Source organism: Pseudochelatococcus lubricantis, assembly GCF_042432495.1.
Taxonomy (GTDB): domain Bacteria; phylum Pseudomonadota; class Alphaproteobacteria; order Rhizobiales; family Beijerinckiaceae; genus Pseudochelatococcus; species Pseudochelatococcus lubricantis.
On record NZ_JBHLXC010000012.1, the window covers coordinates 339,223 to 357,291 of the forward strand.

At 62.7% G+C, this 18,069-nt stretch carries 19 protein-coding genes; 4 read left to right on the forward strand and 15 right to left on the reverse strand.

The window, feature by feature from the left end; translation table 11 throughout:
• Positions 1-213: 213 nt before the first annotated feature.
• Positions 214-1,509 carry a class I SAM-dependent methyltransferase gene (locus tag ACFFJ7_RS17160; RefSeq protein ID WP_377594064.1) on the reverse strand — a complete coding sequence of 432 codons (1,296 nt, stop codon included), beginning with the start codon at positions 1,507-1,509 and terminating at the stop codon, positions 214-216.
• Positions 1,506-2,861 carry an NAD(P)/FAD-dependent oxidoreductase gene (locus ACFFJ7_RS17165; RefSeq protein ID WP_377593945.1) on the reverse strand — a complete coding sequence of 452 codons (1,356 nt, stop codon included), beginning with the start codon at positions 2,859-2,861 and terminating at the stop codon, positions 1,506-1,508. Before ACFFJ7_RS17165 ends, ACFFJ7_RS17160 begins: the two co-directional genes overlap by 4 nt.
• Positions 2,862-3,039: 178 nt before the next feature.
• Here ACFFJ7_RS17165 and ACFFJ7_RS17170 point away from each other — a divergent pair, with 178 nt between their 5' ends.
• From ACFFJ7_RS17170 to ACFFJ7_RS17180, 3 genes are read left to right on the forward strand one after another with little or no spacing between them, the layout of a single operon-like run.
• Positions 3,040-3,678 carry a sigma-70 family RNA polymerase sigma factor gene (locus ACFFJ7_RS17170; protein WP_166954207.1) on the forward strand — a complete coding sequence of 213 codons (639 nt, stop codon included), beginning with the start codon at positions 3,040-3,042 and terminating at the stop codon, positions 3,676-3,678.
• On the forward strand, positions 3,675-4,346 hold the full coding sequence (locus ACFFJ7_RS17175; RefSeq protein ID WP_377593946.1) for a ChrR family anti-sigma-E factor: 672 nt from the start codon (positions 3,675-3,677) through the stop codon (positions 4,344-4,346). The genes ACFFJ7_RS17170 and ACFFJ7_RS17175 overlap by 4 nt, the downstream gene beginning before the upstream one ends.
• 1 nt (position 4,347) lies before the next feature.
• Entirely contained in the window at positions 4,348-5,154 is an 807-nt protein-coding gene (locus tag ACFFJ7_RS17180; protein WP_377593947.1) for a DUF1295 domain-containing protein, read from the forward strand.
• A 22-nt stretch (positions 5,155-5,176) separates the two neighbouring features.
• Here the strand turns inward: ACFFJ7_RS17180 and ACFFJ7_RS17185 are convergent, their stop codons facing one another.
• Together ACFFJ7_RS17185 and ACFFJ7_RS17190 are read right to left on the reverse strand one after the other, a co-directional pair.
• Positions 5,177-6,019 (reverse strand): DUF1365 domain-containing protein, encoded by an 843-nt coding sequence (locus ACFFJ7_RS17185; protein ID WP_377593948.1) that lies wholly within the window; start codon positions 6,017-6,019, stop codon positions 5,177-5,179.
• The gene (locus ACFFJ7_RS17190) at positions 6,016-7,524 is read right to left on the reverse strand and encodes a cryptochrome/photolyase family protein (protein ID WP_377593949.1); all 1,509 of its coding nucleotides are present in this window, start codon (positions 7,522-7,524) and stop codon (positions 6,016-6,018) included. The genes ACFFJ7_RS17185 and ACFFJ7_RS17190 overlap by 4 nt, the downstream gene beginning before the upstream one ends.
• A gap of 163 nt (positions 7,525-7,687) precedes the next feature.
• On the opposite strand from ACFFJ7_RS17190, the gene ACFFJ7_RS17195 reads away from it, so the two are divergent.
• On the forward strand, positions 7,688-8,107 hold the full coding sequence (locus ACFFJ7_RS17195; protein ID WP_377593951.1) for a DUF2177 family protein: 420 nt from the start codon (positions 7,688-7,690) through the stop codon (positions 8,105-8,107).
• Positions 8,108-8,475: 368 nt separating this feature from the next.
• Here the strand turns inward: ACFFJ7_RS17195 and ACFFJ7_RS17200 are convergent, their stop codons facing one another.
• From ACFFJ7_RS17200 to ACFFJ7_RS17250, 11 genes are all read right to left on the reverse strand, one after another.
• Entirely contained in the window at positions 8,476-8,697 is a 222-nt protein-coding gene (locus ACFFJ7_RS17200) for a hypothetical protein (RefSeq protein ID WP_377593952.1), read from the reverse strand.
• 210 nt (positions 8,698-8,907) lie between these two features.
• Complete coding sequence (gene map, locus ACFFJ7_RS17205) at positions 8,908-9,696, reverse strand: type I methionyl aminopeptidase (protein WP_377593953.1); 789 nt, start codon at positions 9,694-9,696, stop codon at positions 8,908-8,910.
• A 1-nt stretch (position 9,697) separates the two neighbouring features.
• Complete coding sequence (locus tag ACFFJ7_RS17210; protein ID WP_166954227.1) at positions 9,698-9,904, reverse strand: ParD-like family protein; 207 nt, start codon at positions 9,902-9,904, stop codon at positions 9,698-9,700.
• 228 nt (positions 9,905-10,132) lie between these two features.
• Positions 10,133-11,398, reverse strand: coding sequence for a TRAP transporter large permease (locus ACFFJ7_RS17215; RefSeq protein ID WP_377593954.1), 1,266 nt, complete (start codon positions 11,396-11,398; stop codon positions 10,133-10,135).
• The gene (locus ACFFJ7_RS17220) at positions 11,395-11,946 is read right to left on the reverse strand and encodes a TRAP transporter small permease (RefSeq protein WP_166954231.1); all 552 of its coding nucleotides are present in this window, start codon (positions 11,944-11,946) and stop codon (positions 11,395-11,397) included. The genes ACFFJ7_RS17215 and ACFFJ7_RS17220 overlap by 4 nt, the downstream gene beginning before the upstream one ends.
• Positions 11,933-12,913 carry a TRAP transporter substrate-binding protein DctP gene (gene dctP, locus ACFFJ7_RS17225; protein ID WP_166954233.1) on the reverse strand — a complete coding sequence of 327 codons (981 nt, stop codon included), beginning with the start codon at positions 12,911-12,913 and terminating at the stop codon, positions 11,933-11,935. Before dctP ends, ACFFJ7_RS17220 begins: the two co-directional genes overlap by 14 nt.
• Before the next feature lie 33 nt (positions 12,914-12,946).
• Positions 12,947-13,810, reverse strand: a complete 864-nt coding sequence (locus ACFFJ7_RS17230) for an HpcH/HpaI aldolase/citrate lyase family protein (RefSeq protein WP_377593955.1) — start codon at positions 13,808-13,810, stop codon at positions 12,947-12,949.
• Entirely contained in the window at positions 13,807-15,180 is a 1,374-nt protein-coding gene (locus ACFFJ7_RS17235; protein ID WP_377593956.1) for an MmgE/PrpD family protein, read from the reverse strand. The genes ACFFJ7_RS17230 and ACFFJ7_RS17235 overlap by 4 nt, the downstream gene beginning before the upstream one ends.
• A complete protein-coding gene (locus tag ACFFJ7_RS17240; protein WP_377593957.1) occupies positions 15,173-16,399 on the reverse strand; it encodes a CaiB/BaiF CoA transferase family protein in 1,227 nt (408 codons plus the stop codon). The genes ACFFJ7_RS17235 and ACFFJ7_RS17240 overlap by 8 nt, the downstream gene beginning before the upstream one ends.
• A complete protein-coding gene (locus tag ACFFJ7_RS17245; RefSeq protein ID WP_377593958.1) occupies positions 16,396-16,902 on the reverse strand; it encodes a MaoC family dehydratase in 507 nt (168 codons plus the stop codon). Before ACFFJ7_RS17245 ends, ACFFJ7_RS17240 begins: the two co-directional genes overlap by 4 nt.
• Positions 16,902-18,062 carry an acyl-CoA dehydrogenase family protein gene (locus tag ACFFJ7_RS17250; protein ID WP_166954243.1) on the reverse strand — a complete coding sequence of 387 codons (1,161 nt, stop codon included), beginning with the start codon at positions 18,060-18,062 and terminating at the stop codon, positions 16,902-16,904. Before ACFFJ7_RS17250 ends, ACFFJ7_RS17245 begins: the two co-directional genes overlap by 1 nt.
• Positions 18,063-18,069: the final 7 nt, after the last annotated feature.

The following is an 18,069-nucleotide window of genomic DNA, read 5'->3' on the forward strand; positions in this document are numbered from 1 at the left end:
ATTTTGATTGAATCAAAAAGCTGAAAAACTCTTGAGCCCGTGCGGCGTTTGAGCATTGGAAAAGCGAAGCTTTTTCCGCCACAGGCAAATGCTGGAGTGCTTCTGTCTTTGACAGAAACACTCCAGAACCCCTCACAAAACCTCGCGAGGTCGGCTGAGCGGCGATTTCGCCCCCGCCTCCCGGGCGAAGATCGCCCTGCGGGCAGCCATCCGTCAGCCCCGCAGCGTCAAGTGGCGCACGTCGATATAGTTGGCGCGAAAGCCGGCCTCACAATAGTGCAGGTAAAACGACCACAGCTTGCGGAAACGCTCGTCGAAACCGAGCGGCGCTATCATTTCCCAGCTATCGTGGAAACGGCTGCGCCATTCGGCCAGCGTGCGGGCGTAATCGTGCCCGAAGATGCGTTCGCCCGCCACGCTCAGGCCGCGCTCCGCCGAGAGTTTCCGCATGATCGACGGGGTCGGCAGCATGCCCCCGGGGAAGATGTACCGCTGGATGAAATCGGGCTGCGCGCGGTAACGCGCGTAGGCGCTGTCCCGGATGGTGATGACCTGCATGCCAGCGAGCCCTCCCGGCTTCAGCCATGCACGCAGCTTGCCGAAAAAGAGGGGCCAGTAACGCTCTCCTACCGCCTCGAACATCTCGATGGACACGACGCGGTCGTAGACGCCTTGCTCATCGCGGTAATCCTGTAGCCGGATGTCCACCTTATCCGTCAACCCGGCGCGGGCGATGCGCTCACGGGCGAAAGCGTGCTGTTCGCTGCTGATCGTCAGCGCGGTGACGCGGCAACCGATCTCACGCGCGGCGAACTCGGCGAACCCGCCCCAGCCACAGCCGATTTCGAGAACGTGGTCAGACGGACCGAGACCGGCGTCGCGCGCCAACGCCCGATATTTCGCCGCCTGCGCGCTTTCCAGATCGTTCGCCCCATTGGTGTAAAGAGCCGATGAATAGGTCATCGACGGGCCGAGCCACTGGCGGTAGAACGCATTGCCGAGGTCGTAGTGGACCGAGATATTGCGCCGCGCGCCGGCGCGGGTGTTCCGGTTGAGCCGGTGACGCAGGCGCTGCAAGACGTTGAACAACGGAGCGGCGCCCCGCGCCACTTGCTGGCCGGCGGCTTCGTTGACGGCGAAAAGCTGCAGCAGCGCGGTGATGTCGGGACTGTCCCAGTCACCGTCGATGTAGGACTCGGCCACGCCGACGGTTGCGTTCGCGAAGGCGCGGCCGGCCAGATTCCAGTTCCTCAGAACGATCTCACCATGCGGCCCCTCGGCCCTGCCGCCGATGAACAGCGCAAGCCCTTCCGGCGTATGCACAGTCAGCGAACCGCAGGGAAGATCGACAACCGCGCGCAGCATCATGCGCGCCCGCCATGACAACGAGGCCGTCATGGAGGAGAAATTGCCGCGATCGAGGCGAACGGTTGGCAACGTGCGGCAATGGCCCCCTGTCCGCTGCGTCGTCGGCTCAAGCTTGATCCCGTTTTCCGTCGGAGCGATCATGACAGACAAAGGCGGCCTCCTGCATTGCGGTTTTCAGTGATGACGATGCGGCCGGATTCGTCCGCGACGTCCCACGGCCGCCTGACGCCGCCGAGCTGTTCGGCGACCGCGAGACCGGCCTGAAGGGCGTCCTCGTGAAAGCCCGCGCCGAAATACGCGCCGCAGAACCAGGTATTCCGCACCCCCTGGCACGACCAGAGGCGCGATTGCGCGTCGCCCGTGGCGGCGTTGAAGCGCGGATGCTCATAGATGCCGCTCCACAGCACGGTGCGGGCGTCCGGTTCCAGCGGTGGGCACAGGGTGACGAAACGCGGTGTGGCGAGGTCGATGTCCTGCAGCTTGTTCATCCAGTAGGTTACACCGGGAGGCGCGGGCGCATCGCCTGATCGCGCCGACGTGGCGAGATAGTTCCACGCCGCCCAGGCACGTCGGCGGCGCGGCATGAGGGCGGCGTCCCCATGCAGCACCGTCCGGTTGCGGCCGTAGGCAAACGCGCCCAGAAGACTCCGTTCCTCGGCGGAGGGATCCGCGAGCATGCGCATGGCCTGATCCGCATGCGCGCCGATCACGACGTGATCGAACCGCTCGGAAGGCCCGCCGGCGACACTCACATCAACCCCCTCCTCCGTTCGGCGAATGGAGACGACCGGCGACGAGGTACGGATATGCCCCCTGAAAGACGCCGTCAGCCGGTCGACATAGGTGCGGCTTCCGCCCCTGACCGTGCGCCATACGGGCCGCCCGATGAATTTCAGCAGGCCATGATTCTCGCAGAAACGGATGAAGGCCGCCGCCGGATAGTCACCGATCTCGATGGAGGGCGTCGACCAGATCGCCGCCGCCATGGGATAGAGATGGTCTTCGCGGAAAGCCGCGCCGAAGCCTGCGGTATCGAGATATTGCGCGAGGCCCACCTCCGGCCCGAGAGTACGCACGGCGCGTGGCGCTTCCCGATAGAAACGGACGAGATCGCCCAGCATGGACCAGAACCGGGGGCTCACCGCATTGGCCGGCTGCGCGAACAAGCCCGCGAGGTTCGAGCCGGCATACTCGATCCGCCCCCCGTCGATGGACACCGCGAAAGACATGTCCGTCGCCACGCTCGGCACGTCGAGATGGCGGAACAGCGCCGTGAGATTGGGATAAGTCACTTCGTTGTAGACGATGAAACCCGTATCCACCGGCACCCCGCCGCGATCGACGGTATGGCTGTGGCCGCCGACGCGGTCGTCCGCCTCGAACACCGTGACCTGATGGCGTTGCGACAGCAGCCATGCGGCAGAAAGCCCGGCGATGCCACCGCCCACGACGGCAACCTTCAACCGGTGGGGAGGATTAGCAAGATGTTTCATGGCAATCCGTTGGCGCTGAAAGCAGGCGGTGTGGATTCGGAGACGTGGTTCAGCTAGGTTCTACGGGCGGCGGCGGCGCGCGGATCACCGGCAGTCATCGTCCGGAGGGGAAAACCGCCTTCCGCAAGAAGTCGTCCCGCGTGTGATCCGGTGCGTACGCCGGGGCGTAGAAAGGCGCATGAATGACACTCTGGAACAGTTCGCATCCGCGCCCGCTCCAGCGCCATCGGCCGGGCGGGTCCGTCTGGTGAGCGCGGCGGGAGACGGCTTGGCGGCGCTGGCGCCGGACGAGCTGACGCGGCTGGTGCGGCTCGTTGCCGAGGATCGGGATCGTCAGGCTTTTGCCGGGCTTTTCGGCCATTTCGGCCCCCGCCTCAAGACGTTCTTCATGCGCGCCGGTGTTTCGGCGCCGGTGGCGGAAGATCTGGTGCAGGAAACGATGCTGTCGCTGTGGCGGAAGGCGTCCTACTTCGACAGCGCGCGGGCGGGCGTGTCGACATGGGTGTTCACCATCGCGCGCAACCTGCGCATCGATCACCTGCGCCGCGAGCGCGACCCGTCCGCCCTGCCGCAAGAACCTGTCGAGGAGCCGCCGACGCTGGAGGAAACCGTGCTGACCGCCGAGCGCGAGCTGCGCGTGCGCGGTGCGCTGGCCGGGCTCTCCGCCGAGCAGTCGACCGTCATCCGTCTGACGTTCTACGGCGAGAAATCGCAATCAGAGATCGCCGAAGAACTCGGCATTCCGCTCGGCACCGTCAAGTCCCGCATCCGGCTGGCCATGAAACGCCTGCGCAGCCTCCTGGAAAACGAACCATGACAATCGCCCATCATCCAACCGACGAAACGCTGCTGCGCTACGCCACCGGCACGCTCGCGGCGGGACCGGCGATCGTGATCGCCGCGCATCTGGCCGTCTGCCCGCTCTGCCGAAACCGCCTGAGAACCTTCGAGGCGCTGGGCGGCGCCGTGCTGGATGAGACGCCCGCGACCGCCCTCGCGCCCACCGCGCTGGCCGCCGCATTGACGCGCATCGACGCCGAGGCGGCGCCCGCGCCAAGCGGGCGTCATGCCGGCCCGTCGGCCGCGCGGCCATCTCCCGTCACGCGCGACGGTCTCAGATTGCCGGAGGCTCTTGCCGGCTGCGATATCGGCGCCTGGCGCTGGCTGGGCCCGGGCGTGCGCATGAGCCGGATTAGCACGCCGCGCGAACCCGACGCCAGCATCATGCTGCTGAAAGTCGGGCCCGGCAGGAAGCTGCCCGAACACGGTCATTCCGGCACCGAGTTCACCCATGTCCTGTCAGGTTCGTTCTCCGATGTACTGGGCCGCTTCGGCCCTGGCGACCTCGCCGAGGTGGACGACGAGGTGGAACACCAGCCGATCGTGGATCGCGACGGCGAATGCATCTGCCTTGTGGCGCTGGACGGGCGCATGCGCCTGAGCGGCCTCTTCGGGCGCATCGTCCAGCCGCTTTTCGGCTTCTGACATGCCCGCAGCCGTCGCCTTCGCCGCCACGGCCATTATCCTTTCGCTGGCCATGACCGCGGCATGGGCGGCGGTGACGCGCGGCGCGAAATCGGGATGGGTCGACACGACATGGTCCTTTCTCGTCGGCGCGGCGGGCGTGGCGCTGGCGCTCGCGCCCATTCGGGATTGGCCTGCCGACCCGGCGCGGCAACGGCTCGTGGCGGCATTGGCGGCTGCGTGGTCGCTCCGGCTCGGACTGCATATCGCCCTGCGCACAGCGCGCGGTGCGGACGACCCGCGCTATGCGACGCTGCGGCGTGATTGGGGGGCCGGATGGCGCGGCGAGCTGTTCCGGTTCCTGCAAATACAGGCTGCGGCAGCCCTGCTGCTGGCGGGGGCGATTTTTCTCGCCGCCCGCAACCCGACGCCGGGACTTGCGTGGACAGATGCAGCGGGCATCGTCATCGTGCTCGCGGCCATCGCCGGCGAAGGCATCGCCGATGCGCAGCTCGCACGTTTCCGCAAGGAACCATCCAACAGGGGGCGCATCTGCGATGCCGGCCTGTGGGGACTGTCACGCCATCCCAACTACTTCTTTCAATGGCTGGGGTGGACGGGATACGCCGCGATCGCCATCGGCACGGGCGGCGATTATCCGTGGGGTTGGGCAGCTCTGGCGGGACCGGTGTTCATGTACTGGATTCTTGTTCATGCGTCGGGCATTCCGCCGCTGGAAGCCCATATGCTGCGGGAGCGCGGCGAGGCCTATCGCGCCTATCAGCGGCGCGTCAACGCCTTCTGGCCCGGGCGGCCGCGTAGTGACTAACAATCAAAGCACCTGAACCGCTTCATTCGCGCGCAGCGATCTCGCCCTCATCGCGAAAACTCGCCGGCGGTGGCAACGGCGGGCTTTTGTGGAAACGCGCGCCCTTGAGCCAGAGTTTCAGCGCCTCCCAGTGGATTGCGGCGATCACCTTGAATGTCATCAAGGGAAAGCGCCCCAGCAACACGGCGAGGTTACGGCTCGTGAGCGGTTTCGCCGTGCCGTCGAAAGTCGCTGTCAGCAGCCCTTCTCCCGCATCCGTCTCATGGATATGGACCCGCACGCGCCGCCCCGGCGGCAGAATGCGGAAGTCATAGCGCGCACCCATCGGGATGAAGGGTGACACGTGGAAGATCTTTGTCCGCGTCTGCCTGATGCCGGCCGGCCCTGCCTCTCCCTCGCGCACGGGCGCGACATAGGTATGGCGTTCGCCGAACGTGTTGCGCACCGCGTAGATGAGCGCCACAAGCTCGTCGCCCTCCCCGTAGGCGAAGTAGACGGACAGCGGGTTGAAGACGTAGCCGAGAATGCGCGGATAGGCGAGCAGCAACACCCGCCGGGCTGGTTGCGCGAGCCCCGCTTCACGCAGCAACCCGTCGACATGCGCACGCAGCGTTTCGCCACGATGCGGCACGTGGTCGCTCTGGCGGAATGAAACGACACCCGGTGCGTCGACGGCCAGCAGCCGGGTGGCGCGGCCGAGTTCGGGCAATCGGTCGATATCGACCAGCAGCGAGAACACGTTGTAGGTGAACCGATGGCCGAACGGCCTCAGCCGCTGATGCATGACCTCGCCCGGATAGAGCACACCAGCTGCCACGGGCGGCGGCCCGTTGGCTTCCACGGGGGCGATGCGCTGCACGGTCATGGCGCACTCCGGGCGGTTTCATAAGCTCCCAGCGCCCGCTCACGCGCAAGGCGGTGGTCCACAATGGGCCGGGGATAGGTTTCGCCAAGCCTCACGCCGCTTTCCGCGAGGACGGCGGGTGGAGCCGCCCATGGCTTGTGGATATAACGCGCGGGCAAGCGCGCCAGTTCGGGCAGCCATCGGCGGACATAGCGGCCTTCGGGATCGAATTTTTCCCCCTGCAGAACCGGGTTGAAGATGCGAAAATAAGGTGCTGCATCCGCTCCGCATCCCGCCACCCATTGCCAGTTGCCGGGGTTACTGGCAGCGTCCGCGTCCACCAGTGTATCCCAGAACCAGCGTTCCCCCGCACGCCAGTCGACAAGCAGATGCTTGGTCAGGAACGAAGCCGCAATCATGCGTGTGCGGTTGTGCATGTAGCCCGTCTCCCACAGCTCGCGCATACCGGCGTCGACAATCGGGAATCCGGTTAGGCCACGCTGCCACGCCCGCAACGCTTCTTCATCCTCGCGCCAGGGAAATGCGTTGAACGACGGCTGAAAGTTCCGCGTACCCAGATGCGGGTTATGGAAGAGAAGATGGTAGCAGAACTCGCGCCAGCCCACCTCCTTGCGAAACTTTGCAGCGCCCGCGTCGGACACGTCACCGCCCGCGCCCTGCAGGGCAGCGAAAATCTGGAACGGCGTGATCTCGCCATGCGCAAGATGCGGCGACAGGCGGGACGTGGCTTCACAGGCGGGGTAATCCCTGCCCTCCGCATAATCCTGCAGCGCCCCGGCTACGAAATCGTCCAGCCGCGCCTGCGCCCCGGCCTCGCCCGGCGTCCAGCTCTGCCGCAAGCCGCCCGCCCAATCGGGTTTCGTTGGCAGCAGCCCGAAGGCATCGGGAGCGTCTGAGGCGAGATTGCCGGCAAAGGGCTCCAATCCGTCCGGCACGTCGAGCGGGTCTCGCGGTTCGGGACCAGCCGCCACCGCTTTCCAGAAAGGCGAATAGACCTTGTAATATCCCCCCGTCGAGGTAACGAGGCGCGATGGCTCGTGCAACAGATGGCCGGCAAAACTCTCCGCCGCAACCCCGCGATTGCGCAGACCCGCCTTCATCGTCGTATCGGCTGCGATGGCTCCGGGATCGTAGCGCCGATTCCAGAAAACGGTATCCGCGCCGCTTTCCGTGACAAGGCTATCAACCACCTCGCCCATCGCTCCGCGCCGGAGCACAAGTCGCACCCCGATTGTCGCCAATGTACCGTTGAGCGCCGCCAGCGAGTGATGCAGCCACCAGCACCTGGCGCCACCGAGAGGGCGCGCGCCGGAAGACGCCCCTTCCAGCACAAAAGCGGCGATAACCGGCTTGCCACTGCGAGAGGCGGCGGCGAGCGCAGCGTTGTCCGCGACACGCAGGTCATCCCGAAACAGCACCAGCACGGGGCGTTCAGCATCGGATGCCGGTGATTTCAATTCATCTCCCCCTTGTCGGGCCTCCGCACGGCAGGCGTCAAAAGCCATATCGTTGCCTTTTACGCTGGAAACGCACGAACGGTTTACCCCATTCACCGCAGGCCCCAAATTTCCCGGGGCTCCAAATGGCCTGCAAGTGATCCGCCCTGCAAGTGATCCGCGTTGTCGATAAGGACGTAAAAGTAACGACGCTCACAGGAGAGTGCCGAGCATGAAAACCGCGTTCATCGCCTATATCGCCGCCGGGGTTGTCTTCCTGGCTATCGATTCTGTATGGCTGAGCATCATGGCCGACAGGTTCTATCGCCCTTTACTCGGCGACAGGCTAATGGAAGGCTTCAGTCTGGCTCCGGCTGCCATTTTCTACCTTATATATATTGGCGGCATCGTCTTTTTCGCGATCCTGCCGGCACTTGCATCCGGCGGACTCGCGAAAGCGGCCATCAACGGCCTCGCCCTCGGCCTCGTTGCATATGCAACCTACGATCTGACCAATCACGCCACGCTGCGCGACTGGCCGGTAGCCATCTCGGTCGTGGATATTGCCTGGGGAACGATCCTCACCGGCCTGTCGGCATCCGCGGGCTATCTGGCGGCGCTGTGTTTGCGGGAGGTTCTCCCCTCCAAGTAGGATGCTTGAATATGGTAGACTGCCGGATGTTCCGGCCGACCGTCGCGGGCACTCTTTCCGGGTCAATTCGACATGTAGCTGCTCACCATGCGTCGACCTGCGCGAGATTGGGCGGAAATACCCGACGGGCTAAGACCAAATGGATGGCCCTACCCGACAACTCTCCATATAGGACAATCGCACGACGGGCGACGACATTGGGCGGCCTTGGACAGCTATTCCGCAGCCCGGCGCCTCGACGAATGCGCCTCGGCTCAGAACGCCCTCGGTCGCAGCTCAGCGCATGAGCCCATCTTTCGTCTATCGGACTTATCGCATTGTGTGTTTGGTTGCGTGCTACCCGAGCCTCGATTTGAACATGACAATCTCTAATATATTGATTTTACTAGAATAAAATTTTCTACTGCAAAGAATGGCTTTCGCGGCAGTTCGTCGACGACCTGTTCGAGATCTTCTTCCGAGGTAACCTCACGCACATCAACGCCGGTCATGCCGCGCTCGGCAAAGGAAATTGCCCCCGACATGTCGCGCCCCACCTGACCCAGCAGGACCAGCACATCTCTGCGCGGGACGTCGAGGATCCGCGCCATTATGGGGATCGCGCATTGTCCTCGGATAGCAGGTTGATCAGCCAGGGGGCGGCCACTGGCCAGCCCATGGCTCGGACCGAAGCGGCATCGTTGTCGGGAGCGGAAAGGCACCGTCCTGCACAAGCTGGCCTGCCTCCGATAGCGGAACAACTCGACAGAGGTGGAAAGCGGACTGGCAGTTTGCAGGGAATAGGCGCGGTAAAGCGGATATCAGAGATGCCACACTCTGCCTTTCACCAATGGCATTTCGTCACGGCGGAGCGTCAACACTTCAACGCCAGTGCTGTTCACGGCGACTGTATGCTCAAATTGCGCCGAGAGCTTCCCGTCTTCAGTCACGATGGTCCATCCGTCGTCAGAAGCGGAAACCCTGCGTGTGCCCTGGTTCACCATTGGCTCGACAGTGAAGACCATACCCTCGCGCAGCTTCATGCCCGTGCCTGGCCGCCCGTAGTTGAGAATCTGCGGCTCCTCATGCATCTCGCGGCCAATACCATGGCCGCAATATTCCCGTACCACCGAATAGCCGTTCTTCTTGGCGTGCCGTTCGATTGCGAAACCGATATCGCCGACATAGGCACCGGGACGCACCTGCCTGATGCCCTGCCACATCGCCTCCTGTGCAACCCGGACCAGCCGGCGCGCAGCAGGCGAGGCACTGCCGACGAGGTAGGTCTTGCTGGAATCGGCGATGAACCCGTTCTTTTCGAGCGTGATGTCCAGATTGATAATATCCCCGTCACGGATGATCTCCTCACGATCCGGCACGCCGTGGCACACGACATGATTGATCGAGCAGTTCAGGACATACTCAAATCCATACTGCCCCTTGCTCGCCGGACGGGCGGCGAGATCATCGGTAATGAACCTTTCGACCAGATCATTGACCTGCAGGGTCGACAGGCCGACAAGGTCCTTGCCGTCGAGCATCTCGAAAACCGAGGCGAGCATTCTGCCTGACGCTCTCATGAGCGCCAGTTCGTCAGGCGTTTTCACCATGTTAGGCGACTACCAACCCCCTTGGCCTCACCTCTGCTTCCTCCAACGTCATCTTGACGATGTCATTGAAGGAAAGCGTCGGGTTGGCTTCAGCCAACATGCCTATTTTCATCCAGAACTCTGCCTGCGCATTGATGGAGCGGCACATCACTGTGCTAGCGCGGCGAACTTCATCATGCAGGCCGTCGGCGATTTTTACGATGCCCATGGATAACCTCTAAAGCCGGTTAATATGTGAATCGTATATGCTTCGTATATCTTGTAGTCAAGACGGCTCTCCGTATCTGACGGGCGACCGGTTTTGGCTAGTGTCAGGACCCGGGAAGGGTGGCCGAATGGTGAAAGCGCGCCCGTGAGGGCGCGCTTTTGTATCATTTGGCCGGAGAAGGAACTCGATGCCCAAACCTCCTGGTTGCGTCGGGAAACGTGGGAACGCTTACCTTACAAGCGCCAGGCTGAACCAAGGAACGAAGGTTAGAAGCAAAAGCGCAACCAACCGGATTCCATAGAACGGCATGACGCCCCGTGCGACCTGTTCCACCGGTATGCGCGCGATACCGCTCATGACAAAGAGATTGAGACCGATCGGCGGAGTAAGCGTCGCAATCTCAACGTTTGCCGTCAGGATCACGGCCATATGGATCGGATCTACGCCAAACTGCGGCGCCATCTGGAACAACGTCGGCGCGGTCAAAACAATGAGGGAAATCCCGTCAACGAACATGCCCAACAAAAGCAGAAACAGGTTAACTGCAATCAGGAACATCCACGGCTGCATGTTGACTGCCTTGGCCGCGGTGATCAACTGATCCGCAAAGCCAATTCGTGTCAGAACATAGGCGAGAAGCGCACCGCCAACGACGACCAAATAAATCATGGCCGACGAGCGCGCCGCAGATTTACACGACTGCCAGACTCCGGCCAGTGTCGTCGTCCGGTATACGACAAGGCAGAGTAGCGCTGCATAAAGCGCTGCAACCGCGGCGACCTCTGTAGGCGTAAAGATACCGGCGTAGATTGTGCCAACGATCAAGATCGGGAAAAGAACTGCCGGCAACGCCGGGCCGATAGACCGGCGGAATGCCAGCCAGTCCGGCCGCTCCAACTGCGTGCCATAACCGCGGCGCCGCGCGATCGCGGTTGATGTTATCGCAAGCAGGATAGCCTCGAGCACGCCGGGTAGAATGCCGGCGACGAAAAGCCGGTCTATTGGCAACCCCACCATCGAACCGATCAGGATGAATGACAGTGACGGCGGGATCATCAGGCCCAATGTACCGCCCACCGCCACCAACGCCGCCGAAAAATGCTTGGGATAGCCGTCGCTGGCCAGGATCGAAACGGAAGACCGCCCGATTGCCGCAGCCGACGCAACCGAGCTGCCAGAAACCGCCGCAAAGAAGATGCAGCCCAGCATCACCGTCAGCGCCAGCCCCCCGCGGATAACCCGCACCACCGCGCCAATCAGATCGACGAGCACCTCGGCGATACGCCCGCGCATCATCAGCTCACCAGCCAGAATGAAAAACGGCACTGCGACGAGCGCGTAGCTGTTAACCGACTTGAACGCATTCTGTGCCACCGCCTGTAACGGCAACCCTTCGAGCCAAAGGATCACGATGGCACTCAACCCCATGGCAACACCGACATGCATCCCGACAGCAAGCAGCGCGAGAAGCAGAACGACAACAATAGCGATCATTCCTCGCGCTCCTCACCATGTTCCTCGGCCAGGGGATCAATCTCTCCGCGCGCCAGGCAATAAAGAGAGTACAGATAGAAGATCAGAAACAGCGCCGCCCCGACCGGGATGACGGCCGCGATGATCCACATCGGCAGTTCGAGCGAGCTTTCGCTGCGCATCCGGCTGAAGATAAACTGTCTGGTCTGCAGCCAGCCCGTCCACATCAGCACACAGCAATAGACTGCACTCAATCCGATGACCGCTGCCGACAGGAGGCGCCGAGGCAGCTCCGGCAGCCGGCTGACCATGAAATCGGTGCGGATATGCCGGCGGCTGATGCCAGCCGATGCGAGGCCCAGAAAGGCCATTGCGATGATCGCGAAGCGCACCAGTTCATCGGCCCAGAAGGCGCTCTTGCTGAAAAGAAGGCGCGAGAATGCTTCAAAGGCCATGGTTCCCAGGGCCACCAGCAGCAGGCTCGCAATAACAAAGGCTAAAAGCTGCTCGAAGATACGCACGCCTCGGTCGAGCAGACCCGCGCGGGCGACCGGATCACTGTGCGGCATATTTTTCCACCAATGCAGTATAGGCTTGCCAAGTCTCGGAATTCGCGGCGCCGAAGGCATCTTTGACCGGTTGCAGTTTGCCACGGAAGGCGTCATAGGCAGCGCCCTCCACCACGACATAGCTCGCACCCGAACTGACCATCGCATTGGTGTCGTCGCCGTCCAGACGGATCGCATCCGCCCACTGGCTTGCAGCAATTTCCTCAATCGACGAGATGACCGCTGTGCGGCTTGTTTCGTCCAGGGCGTCAAGCCAGGCGCGATCGACGACCACGGCATAGGTGGTCAATAGTAGCCCCGGCACAAGCGTGCCATTGCGCGCCGAGTCAGCGAGGATTGTCCGCCAACCTGCGGGCGAGGTCATCACACCGTCGATCACGCCCTGCGACAGCGAGGTCACCATCTCCGAGGCCGGCAGGTTGATAGGATTTGCGCTCAGAGCCCGCATCATGTCGCGGAACTGGGTGCCGGCCGGGCCACGGATGCGCTTGCCGTTCAGATCGGCGACCACTGATACGGGCGTGCTCTTCATGACCAGAACAGCGTCAGTCGCGCGCATCAATGCAAGGACAGCCAGGTTGCGGTCCCGCACCTTCTCGGACAGATAGGCCGCGAGATCGCGGGCGAAGCCCGGCTTGGCCATCAACTCGTCCGACAATGTGAAAGGCAGGCCGAGAAGCCCCATGCCCGGGTCCAGCGACTCCAGATGAGTGCTGATGGGCCATACCATATGCACCGTGTCGGATCCGAGTGCCGCCAGCCCATCGCGATCGCTGTAAAGCTGGCCGGCGGGATAGAATTTGACCTTGATTTCGCCGCCGCTACGTTCCGATACCAGTTGGGCGAACCGTTGAACATAACCTGTTTTCCAATGGGTATCCGGCACCTCGGTGGTGATTACCATCTCCTTCGCCGCGCCAACTGTTGCAAAACATGCCAACGCGAACGCCAAAATTAGACGCTTCATGTTTTCCTCCCTTTTGTATTTTCAAGTTTCTGGTCAAGTATTGGTTTCTTGCGTAGCCAGGCGCCTCCTCATGATCTTGACTACCGCCTCATCGACCAGTTGCCCTTCGAAAAGCACCGCGCCGGAGCCCACTGCAATCGCTGCGTCATATGCCGCAACCACCCGGTGCGCCTCCGCCAGCTCCTCGGCGCCAGCCGAGAAGGCGCTGTGAATGGCTTCGATCTGCATCGGGTGCAGCGCCCACTTGCCGGCATAACCCAAGGCCTTGCCTCGCTGCGCATCCCGCGCCAACCCCTCCAGATCCTTGATCCAGGGCCAGACCTGATCCACGGCTTCAAGCCCTGCCCCAAGCGCCGCCAGAGCGACCTGCCCACGGGCAAGCTCAATTCCCTCAGCCCCGAAGGCGATACCGGTCTCTGCCATGTAGTCGCCCACCCCGAACACGAGTGCCGCGTTGCGCTCGCTGCTGCGCGCAATCTCGGGAGCCCGCAGCACCGCATCGGGGGTCTCGATCATCGGCAGCAGGGCCAAGAGCGCCCCCCGCTGCATGGTCAGCTGACGACAGACACGGTCGACGCAGACGACATCCTCGGGACGGCGCACCTTGGGAATCACGATTGCGCCAACCGGCAGCTCCCGCAGTGCGATCAGATCGTCGAGCCACCACGGGGTATCGATGCCATTGATCCGCACCGCTACTTCACCGACCGAAATTTCAGCCGTCGCGAGGGCCACGACAAGCGCTGCCCGGGCGGCGGCCTTCTCCCCCGCGGGCACCGCGTCCTCAAGGTCCAGGATCACGCTGTCGGCAGCCGAAACCAGCGCCTTCGCAACCGCCGAAGGGCGGTTGGCCGGTGTCACAAGCTGGGACCGGCGAAGCACCGTATCGCGCGTCATGCGGGCGCTCCGGCCAACGCGATCAACGGCGCGGTATCGGTCAGCGTATCAACCGTGGCAACGCCGGCAGCCAGCTGCGCAGCCCGGTCCGCACCGAGAGGACCGGCAGCGAGACTGGTGAATTTGGCGCAAACGCTATCCCAGCTCAGCGGGCGGGTCGGCTCGCCCAGCGGCTCCCGGATATGCACCGCGAGTTCTGGCGCGGACTTCGGCGTGAGCACCGCCTCACCCAGGGCCAGGCCCACGTCTTCAGTAACCTCGATCCGGGCGGCGATCCGGTTGACCTCGGCGTCGCCAAGCAGCCGATAGCTGTTCCAGTCGTTGCGGCCGTCGATCAGCGAAGCGGCAATCTGGAAGTAGACACTGAACTGACCGTCGACGATATTCTGCGCTGCACGCTTCAGCGGCAGCGGTTCGCCAACCATGCGATAGGCGGTCGCACCGAGGCGTAGCGCATAGGATTCTTCCTGCGGCGCGGCCAGGGTCTCGCGGAGCAATAGCGCAGCCTCGATAGCCGAATGGTTCAGCCGGCAGTTGGGATAAGGTTTGATCGCCGTTTCCGCGGCCGCCCAAAAGGTGCCGAACCCGTCGGTCAGCAGGTCGGGCCGCGGCGCGGGCGAGTAGCTGGTCAGAACCCCTGCCCGGCCCTCCAGCGCTGCGGCTGCGCCAATCACCCCGGCCTCCGCCAATGCCACGCAAAGTGCGGCATCATGGGCAGCGAAGCCCGTATGCAGTCGCTTGTTCCAGGCGCCGTTCTCCAGATATTGCATCGAACCCGCCGCCCGGCTGCCGGCCAGTCCGAAAGCGGCTTGCATCTGCGCTGCATCAAAGCCACGCAACCGGCCCATCGCCGCTACAGCGCCAAAAATGCCGCCAAGCGGCGTGGGGTGGAAGCCGCGCGTGTAGGTGGCCTCCCCAAGCGCGGCCCCGACTCTGCAAGCCACTTCGTAACCTAGCGCGATGGCGGCCAGCAGATCGCCGCCGTTGGTATGGGTGCGCTCCGCCTCGGCCAGGGCGGCCGGGATGACGGTCACGCCCGGATGAATCTTGCCGAAAAGATTGGTATCGTCGAAATCCAAAGAGTGACCGAAGGTGCCGTTCAGCAGCAGCGCTGCCGAAAGGCTACGGCGTCCGGGTTCTCCGGCAACAGTGTGAGCACCCGGCTCGGTGCCAGCGAAGGCGGCTATGCCTTGGCGCACCGACGGTGCGCTATCGGCGTGTTGGGCCGCGAATACAGTATTGCCGAACCAGTCGAGCAGGCATACGCGCATCTTCGCCAGAACGGTGGCGGGAATCTCATCCCCCGCCGTAGATACCGCAAAGGCGGCAAGACGCGCTGTTGCGCCGGAACGTTCCAAGCCGTCAGCCATTTGCCACCTCCTCGATCAAACCAACGGTGCCGTGAGCAACCAGGGCTGCGACCGCATCGCTGTCCATTCCCATCTCGGCCAGAATTGCGGCGGTATGTTCGCCCACTAACGGGGGACCCAGTCGATTGACCGCGGCAACGTCAGACAATCGGGGCGGAAAGTCGAAGACCTTGACCGGTCCCACAGCGCTCTGTACTTCCTTGATCAGATCCCGGTCGCGGAAGCGCTGATGGTCCAATGCGTCCTCAAAACTGTTGAGCGCCCCGGCCGGAATGCCAAATTCATGGAAACGTGCCAGCCACCAGGCCCGGTTGCGCTTCGCAAAGGCCTCGGAAATGCGGACGTCAAGTTCAGCCCGGTTGGCCAGACGGTCGTTGTTGTTGCTGAACCGCGGATCGTCGAACAGCGCCAGATCGTCAATCGCCTCGCAGAACTTGCGCCACATCACGACATGTCCGCCACCGCCGGCGACGATGACTTGTTTTCCATCTGCAGCCATATACGGCCCATAGGGCGCCATCGTGTGGTGATGCAGGCCGACCCGCACCGGGGCCTTGCCGCCATACCACATCATGTAGGGGAAATAGCCTGTCCACGTCATGATCGAGTCGAAAAGCGCGACCTGAATCTCTTGGCCTCTGCCCGTGCGTTCGCGGTGAAACAGAGCCTCAAGGATACCGACCGTCGCATACATCGCCCCCGAGATATCGCAGAGCGAGAGCGAGATCTTTGCCGGCTCCTCGGGCGTGCCATTGGTCGAGATCAATCCCGTTTCGCCCTGGACGATCAGATCCAGCGCCGAGCGAGTGGAATACTCGCCTTCCTGCCCAAAACCAGAGATGCGGCAGAAGATGATCTTGTCGTTGCGGGCGCGGAAGGCGTCGTAGGTCAGTCCCCAGGCCTCCAGCGTTCCTGGCACGAAGTTCTCAATCACCACATCGGCGGTGGCGACCAGCTCCATCAGGATGTCCCGAGCCTTTTCGTCTTTTAGGTTCAACGCGAGGCTTTCCTTGCCGGGATTGACCCAGGCGTGACCCGAGCACATGCCATGGACGATGTTGTCCCAAAAGCGGATGATGTCGCCGCCGCCCGGACGCTCGATCTTGATGATCCGCGCCCCCATCTGCGACATCAGCCGCGTGCAGAATGGCCCGGCGACACCCTGGGTCAAGTCGATGACGGTGATGCCGTGCAAGCCGGCTGGTGAAGCGCTGCTCATGCTGTGATCTTTCCGAAATTCATGTCCTTTTCGGCCCAGAAGGCCGCGCGTTTGATCATTACGGTGCGCTCGCCCGTGGCGACCTCGATCCCGTCCTGATTGCTTCCCGTGAAGCGATAGCGCATCAACCCGGCGTCGGGGCGCGAGGCATCGGAAAGTGCAAGCACCTCGGACCTTGCATAGAGCGTGTCGCCCTGAAATACCGGCCCCTTCAGCCGAATGCCGGTGACCGCGATGTCCATGAAGGCATTCTCGCTCATGTCCTCGGTGGTCAGGCCGATGACGATCGTCAGCGTGCAAGGGCCGAGGACTAGTCTTTCGCGGAACCGCCCGTCCATCGCAGTGGTGGAAGCAACCAGATCGAAATGCGCCGAAGCTGTATTCATCGACATGTGGCACATGGCGTAGTTGTCCCAGTTGGTGACCGTGCGTCCTCTCGCATGGTCATAGACCTGCCCAACCGAAAAGCTTTCGAAGTAGTTGTTGCGCCCTGTGACTGCCATCAGCCGCGCTCCTCGACGAGACGGCGGGCGATGACTTCCCGCTGGATTTCCGAAGTACCCTCGCCGATGGTCAGCAAGCCGCTGTCGCGCCAATATCGATTGACGGCGGTTTCGACAGCAAAGCCCATACCGCCATGAATCTGCACCGCCTCCTGGCAAACCTTCTGCGCCATTTCGGCGGCAAACAGCTTCAGCTGCCCCGCTTCGAGATCGGCACGCTCGCCCCGGTCAAGCTTGCGCGCAACCATGTAGCCCAGCTGCCGCGCCGCCTCGATCCCGGTGGACATGTCAGCAAGCTTGAAGCGCACAGCCTGGAAGCTGTTGATCGTCTTGCCGAACTGCACGCGCGTGGCGGCATAGTCACGTGCCTTGTCAAAAGCCGCCTGCGCCAGGCCGATGCAGCGGAACGCAAACTGCATGCGAGCAAATTCGTAGGTCGCCATCAGTTGGCGGAAGGCAAGACCCTCGACACCGCCAACAAGATTTGCAACCGGCACCTTCAGGTTATCGAAGAACAGCTGGTAGGAATGCATCCCGTGATAGCCAACGGTATTCAGCTTCTGGGCGGTGAATTCAGGTCCTGGAAACTCGCCACGCGGCTTTTCGATCAGCAGAAGCGAAATACCGGCGTGTTTGTGATCTTTCGATGTCCGCACGAAGCAAGAGATGACTTCCGCCCGTCTTGCGTGGGTGCACCACAGCTTGGTGCCGTTCAAGATGTAATGGTCCGCGTCTTTAACTGCCGTGGTCTTGATATTCGCGGCATCCGATCCGGCTTCGGGTTCGGTGCCGGAATGCGCCGCCTGCTTGCGTCCCGAGATCAAATCGGGCAGGAATCGCTGCTTCTGCTCGGCAGTCCCGTTGCGCAGCAATATTTCGATTAGCGCCCAGTTGCGCGCAGGCAAGGCCCCAACCGAGAACCAGGCACGGGACAGCTCTTCCGTCACCACCGCGGCGGCCAGATTGCCCATATCAAGGCCCCCCACCTCTTCAGGCGCCGTCAACCCAAAAATGCCCAGATCACAGAGCTTTTGCAGCAGATCGTCTGGTATTTCGGCTTCAGCAAGGTGCAGGGCCTGGGCAACGGGCTCCACCTCCTTGTCGGCAAAAGTCCTTGCCGCCTCTTGCATCTGGCGGATTTCTTCGGAAAGTTCGCTCATTTGCAGT

Bases quoted from the DNA above. Each gene is read 5' to 3' on its own strand.
- ACFFJ7_RS17160 (WP_377594064.1), bottom strand. From the start codon at position 1,509: ATGATCGCTCCGACGGAAAACGGGATCAAGCTTGAGCCGACGACGCAG.
- ACFFJ7_RS17165 (WP_377593945.1), bottom strand. From the start codon at position 2,861: ATGAAACATCTTGCTAATCCTCCCCACCGGTTGAAGGTTGCCGTCGTG.
- ACFFJ7_RS17170 (WP_166954207.1), top strand. From the start codon at position 3,040: ATGAATGACACTCTGGAACAGTTCGCATCCGCGCCCGCTCCAGCGCCA.
- ACFFJ7_RS17175 (WP_377593946.1), top strand. From the start codon at position 3,675: ATGACAATCGCCCATCATCCAACCGACGAAACGCTGCTGCGCTACGCC.
- ACFFJ7_RS17180 (WP_377593947.1), top strand. From the start codon at position 4,348: ATGCCCGCAGCCGTCGCCTTCGCCGCCACGGCCATTATCCTTTCGCTG.
- ACFFJ7_RS17185 (WP_377593948.1), bottom strand. From the start codon at position 6,019: ATGACCGTGCAGCGCATCGCCCCCGTGGAAGCCAACGGGCCGCCGCCC.
- ACFFJ7_RS17190 (WP_377593949.1), bottom strand. From the start codon at position 7,524: ATGGCTTTTGACGCCTGCCGTGCGGAGGCCCGACAAGGGGGAGATGAA.
- ACFFJ7_RS17195 (WP_377593951.1), top strand. From the start codon at position 7,688: ATGAAAACCGCGTTCATCGCCTATATCGCCGCCGGGGTTGTCTTCCTG.
- ACFFJ7_RS17200 (WP_377593952.1), bottom strand. From the start codon at position 8,697: ATGGCGCGGATCCTCGACGTCCCGCGCAGAGATGTGCTGGTCCTGCTG.
- map (WP_377593953.1), bottom strand. From the start codon at position 9,696: ATGGTGAAAACGCCTGACGAACTGGCGCTCATGAGAGCGTCAGGCAGA.
- ACFFJ7_RS17210 (WP_166954227.1), bottom strand. From the start codon at position 9,904: ATGGGCATCGTAAAAATCGCCGACGGCCTGCATGATGAAGTTCGCCGC.
- ACFFJ7_RS17215 (WP_377593954.1), bottom strand. From the start codon at position 11,398: ATGATCGCTATTGTTGTCGTTCTGCTTCTCGCGCTGCTTGCTGTCGGG.
- ACFFJ7_RS17220 (WP_166954231.1), bottom strand. From the start codon at position 11,946: ATGCCGCACAGTGATCCGGTCGCCCGCGCGGGTCTGCTCGACCGAGGC.
- dctP (WP_166954233.1), bottom strand. From the start codon at position 12,913: ATGAAGCGTCTAATTTTGGCGTTCGCGTTGGCATGTTTTGCAACAGTT.
- ACFFJ7_RS17230 (WP_377593955.1), bottom strand. From the start codon at position 13,810: ATGACGCGCGATACGGTGCTTCGCCGGTCCCAGCTTGTGACACCGGCC.
- ACFFJ7_RS17235 (WP_377593956.1), bottom strand. From the start codon at position 15,180: ATGGCTGACGGCTTGGAACGTTCCGGCGCAACAGCGCGTCTTGCCGCC.
- ACFFJ7_RS17240 (WP_377593957.1), bottom strand. From the start codon at position 16,399: ATGAGCAGCGCTTCACCAGCCGGCTTGCACGGCATCACCGTCATCGAC.
- ACFFJ7_RS17245 (WP_377593958.1), bottom strand. From the start codon at position 16,902: ATGGCAGTCACAGGGCGCAACAACTACTTCGAAAGCTTTTCGGTTGGG.
- ACFFJ7_RS17250 (WP_166954243.1), bottom strand. From the start codon at position 18,062: ATGAGCGAACTTTCCGAAGAAATCCGCCAGATGCAAGAGGCGGCAAGG.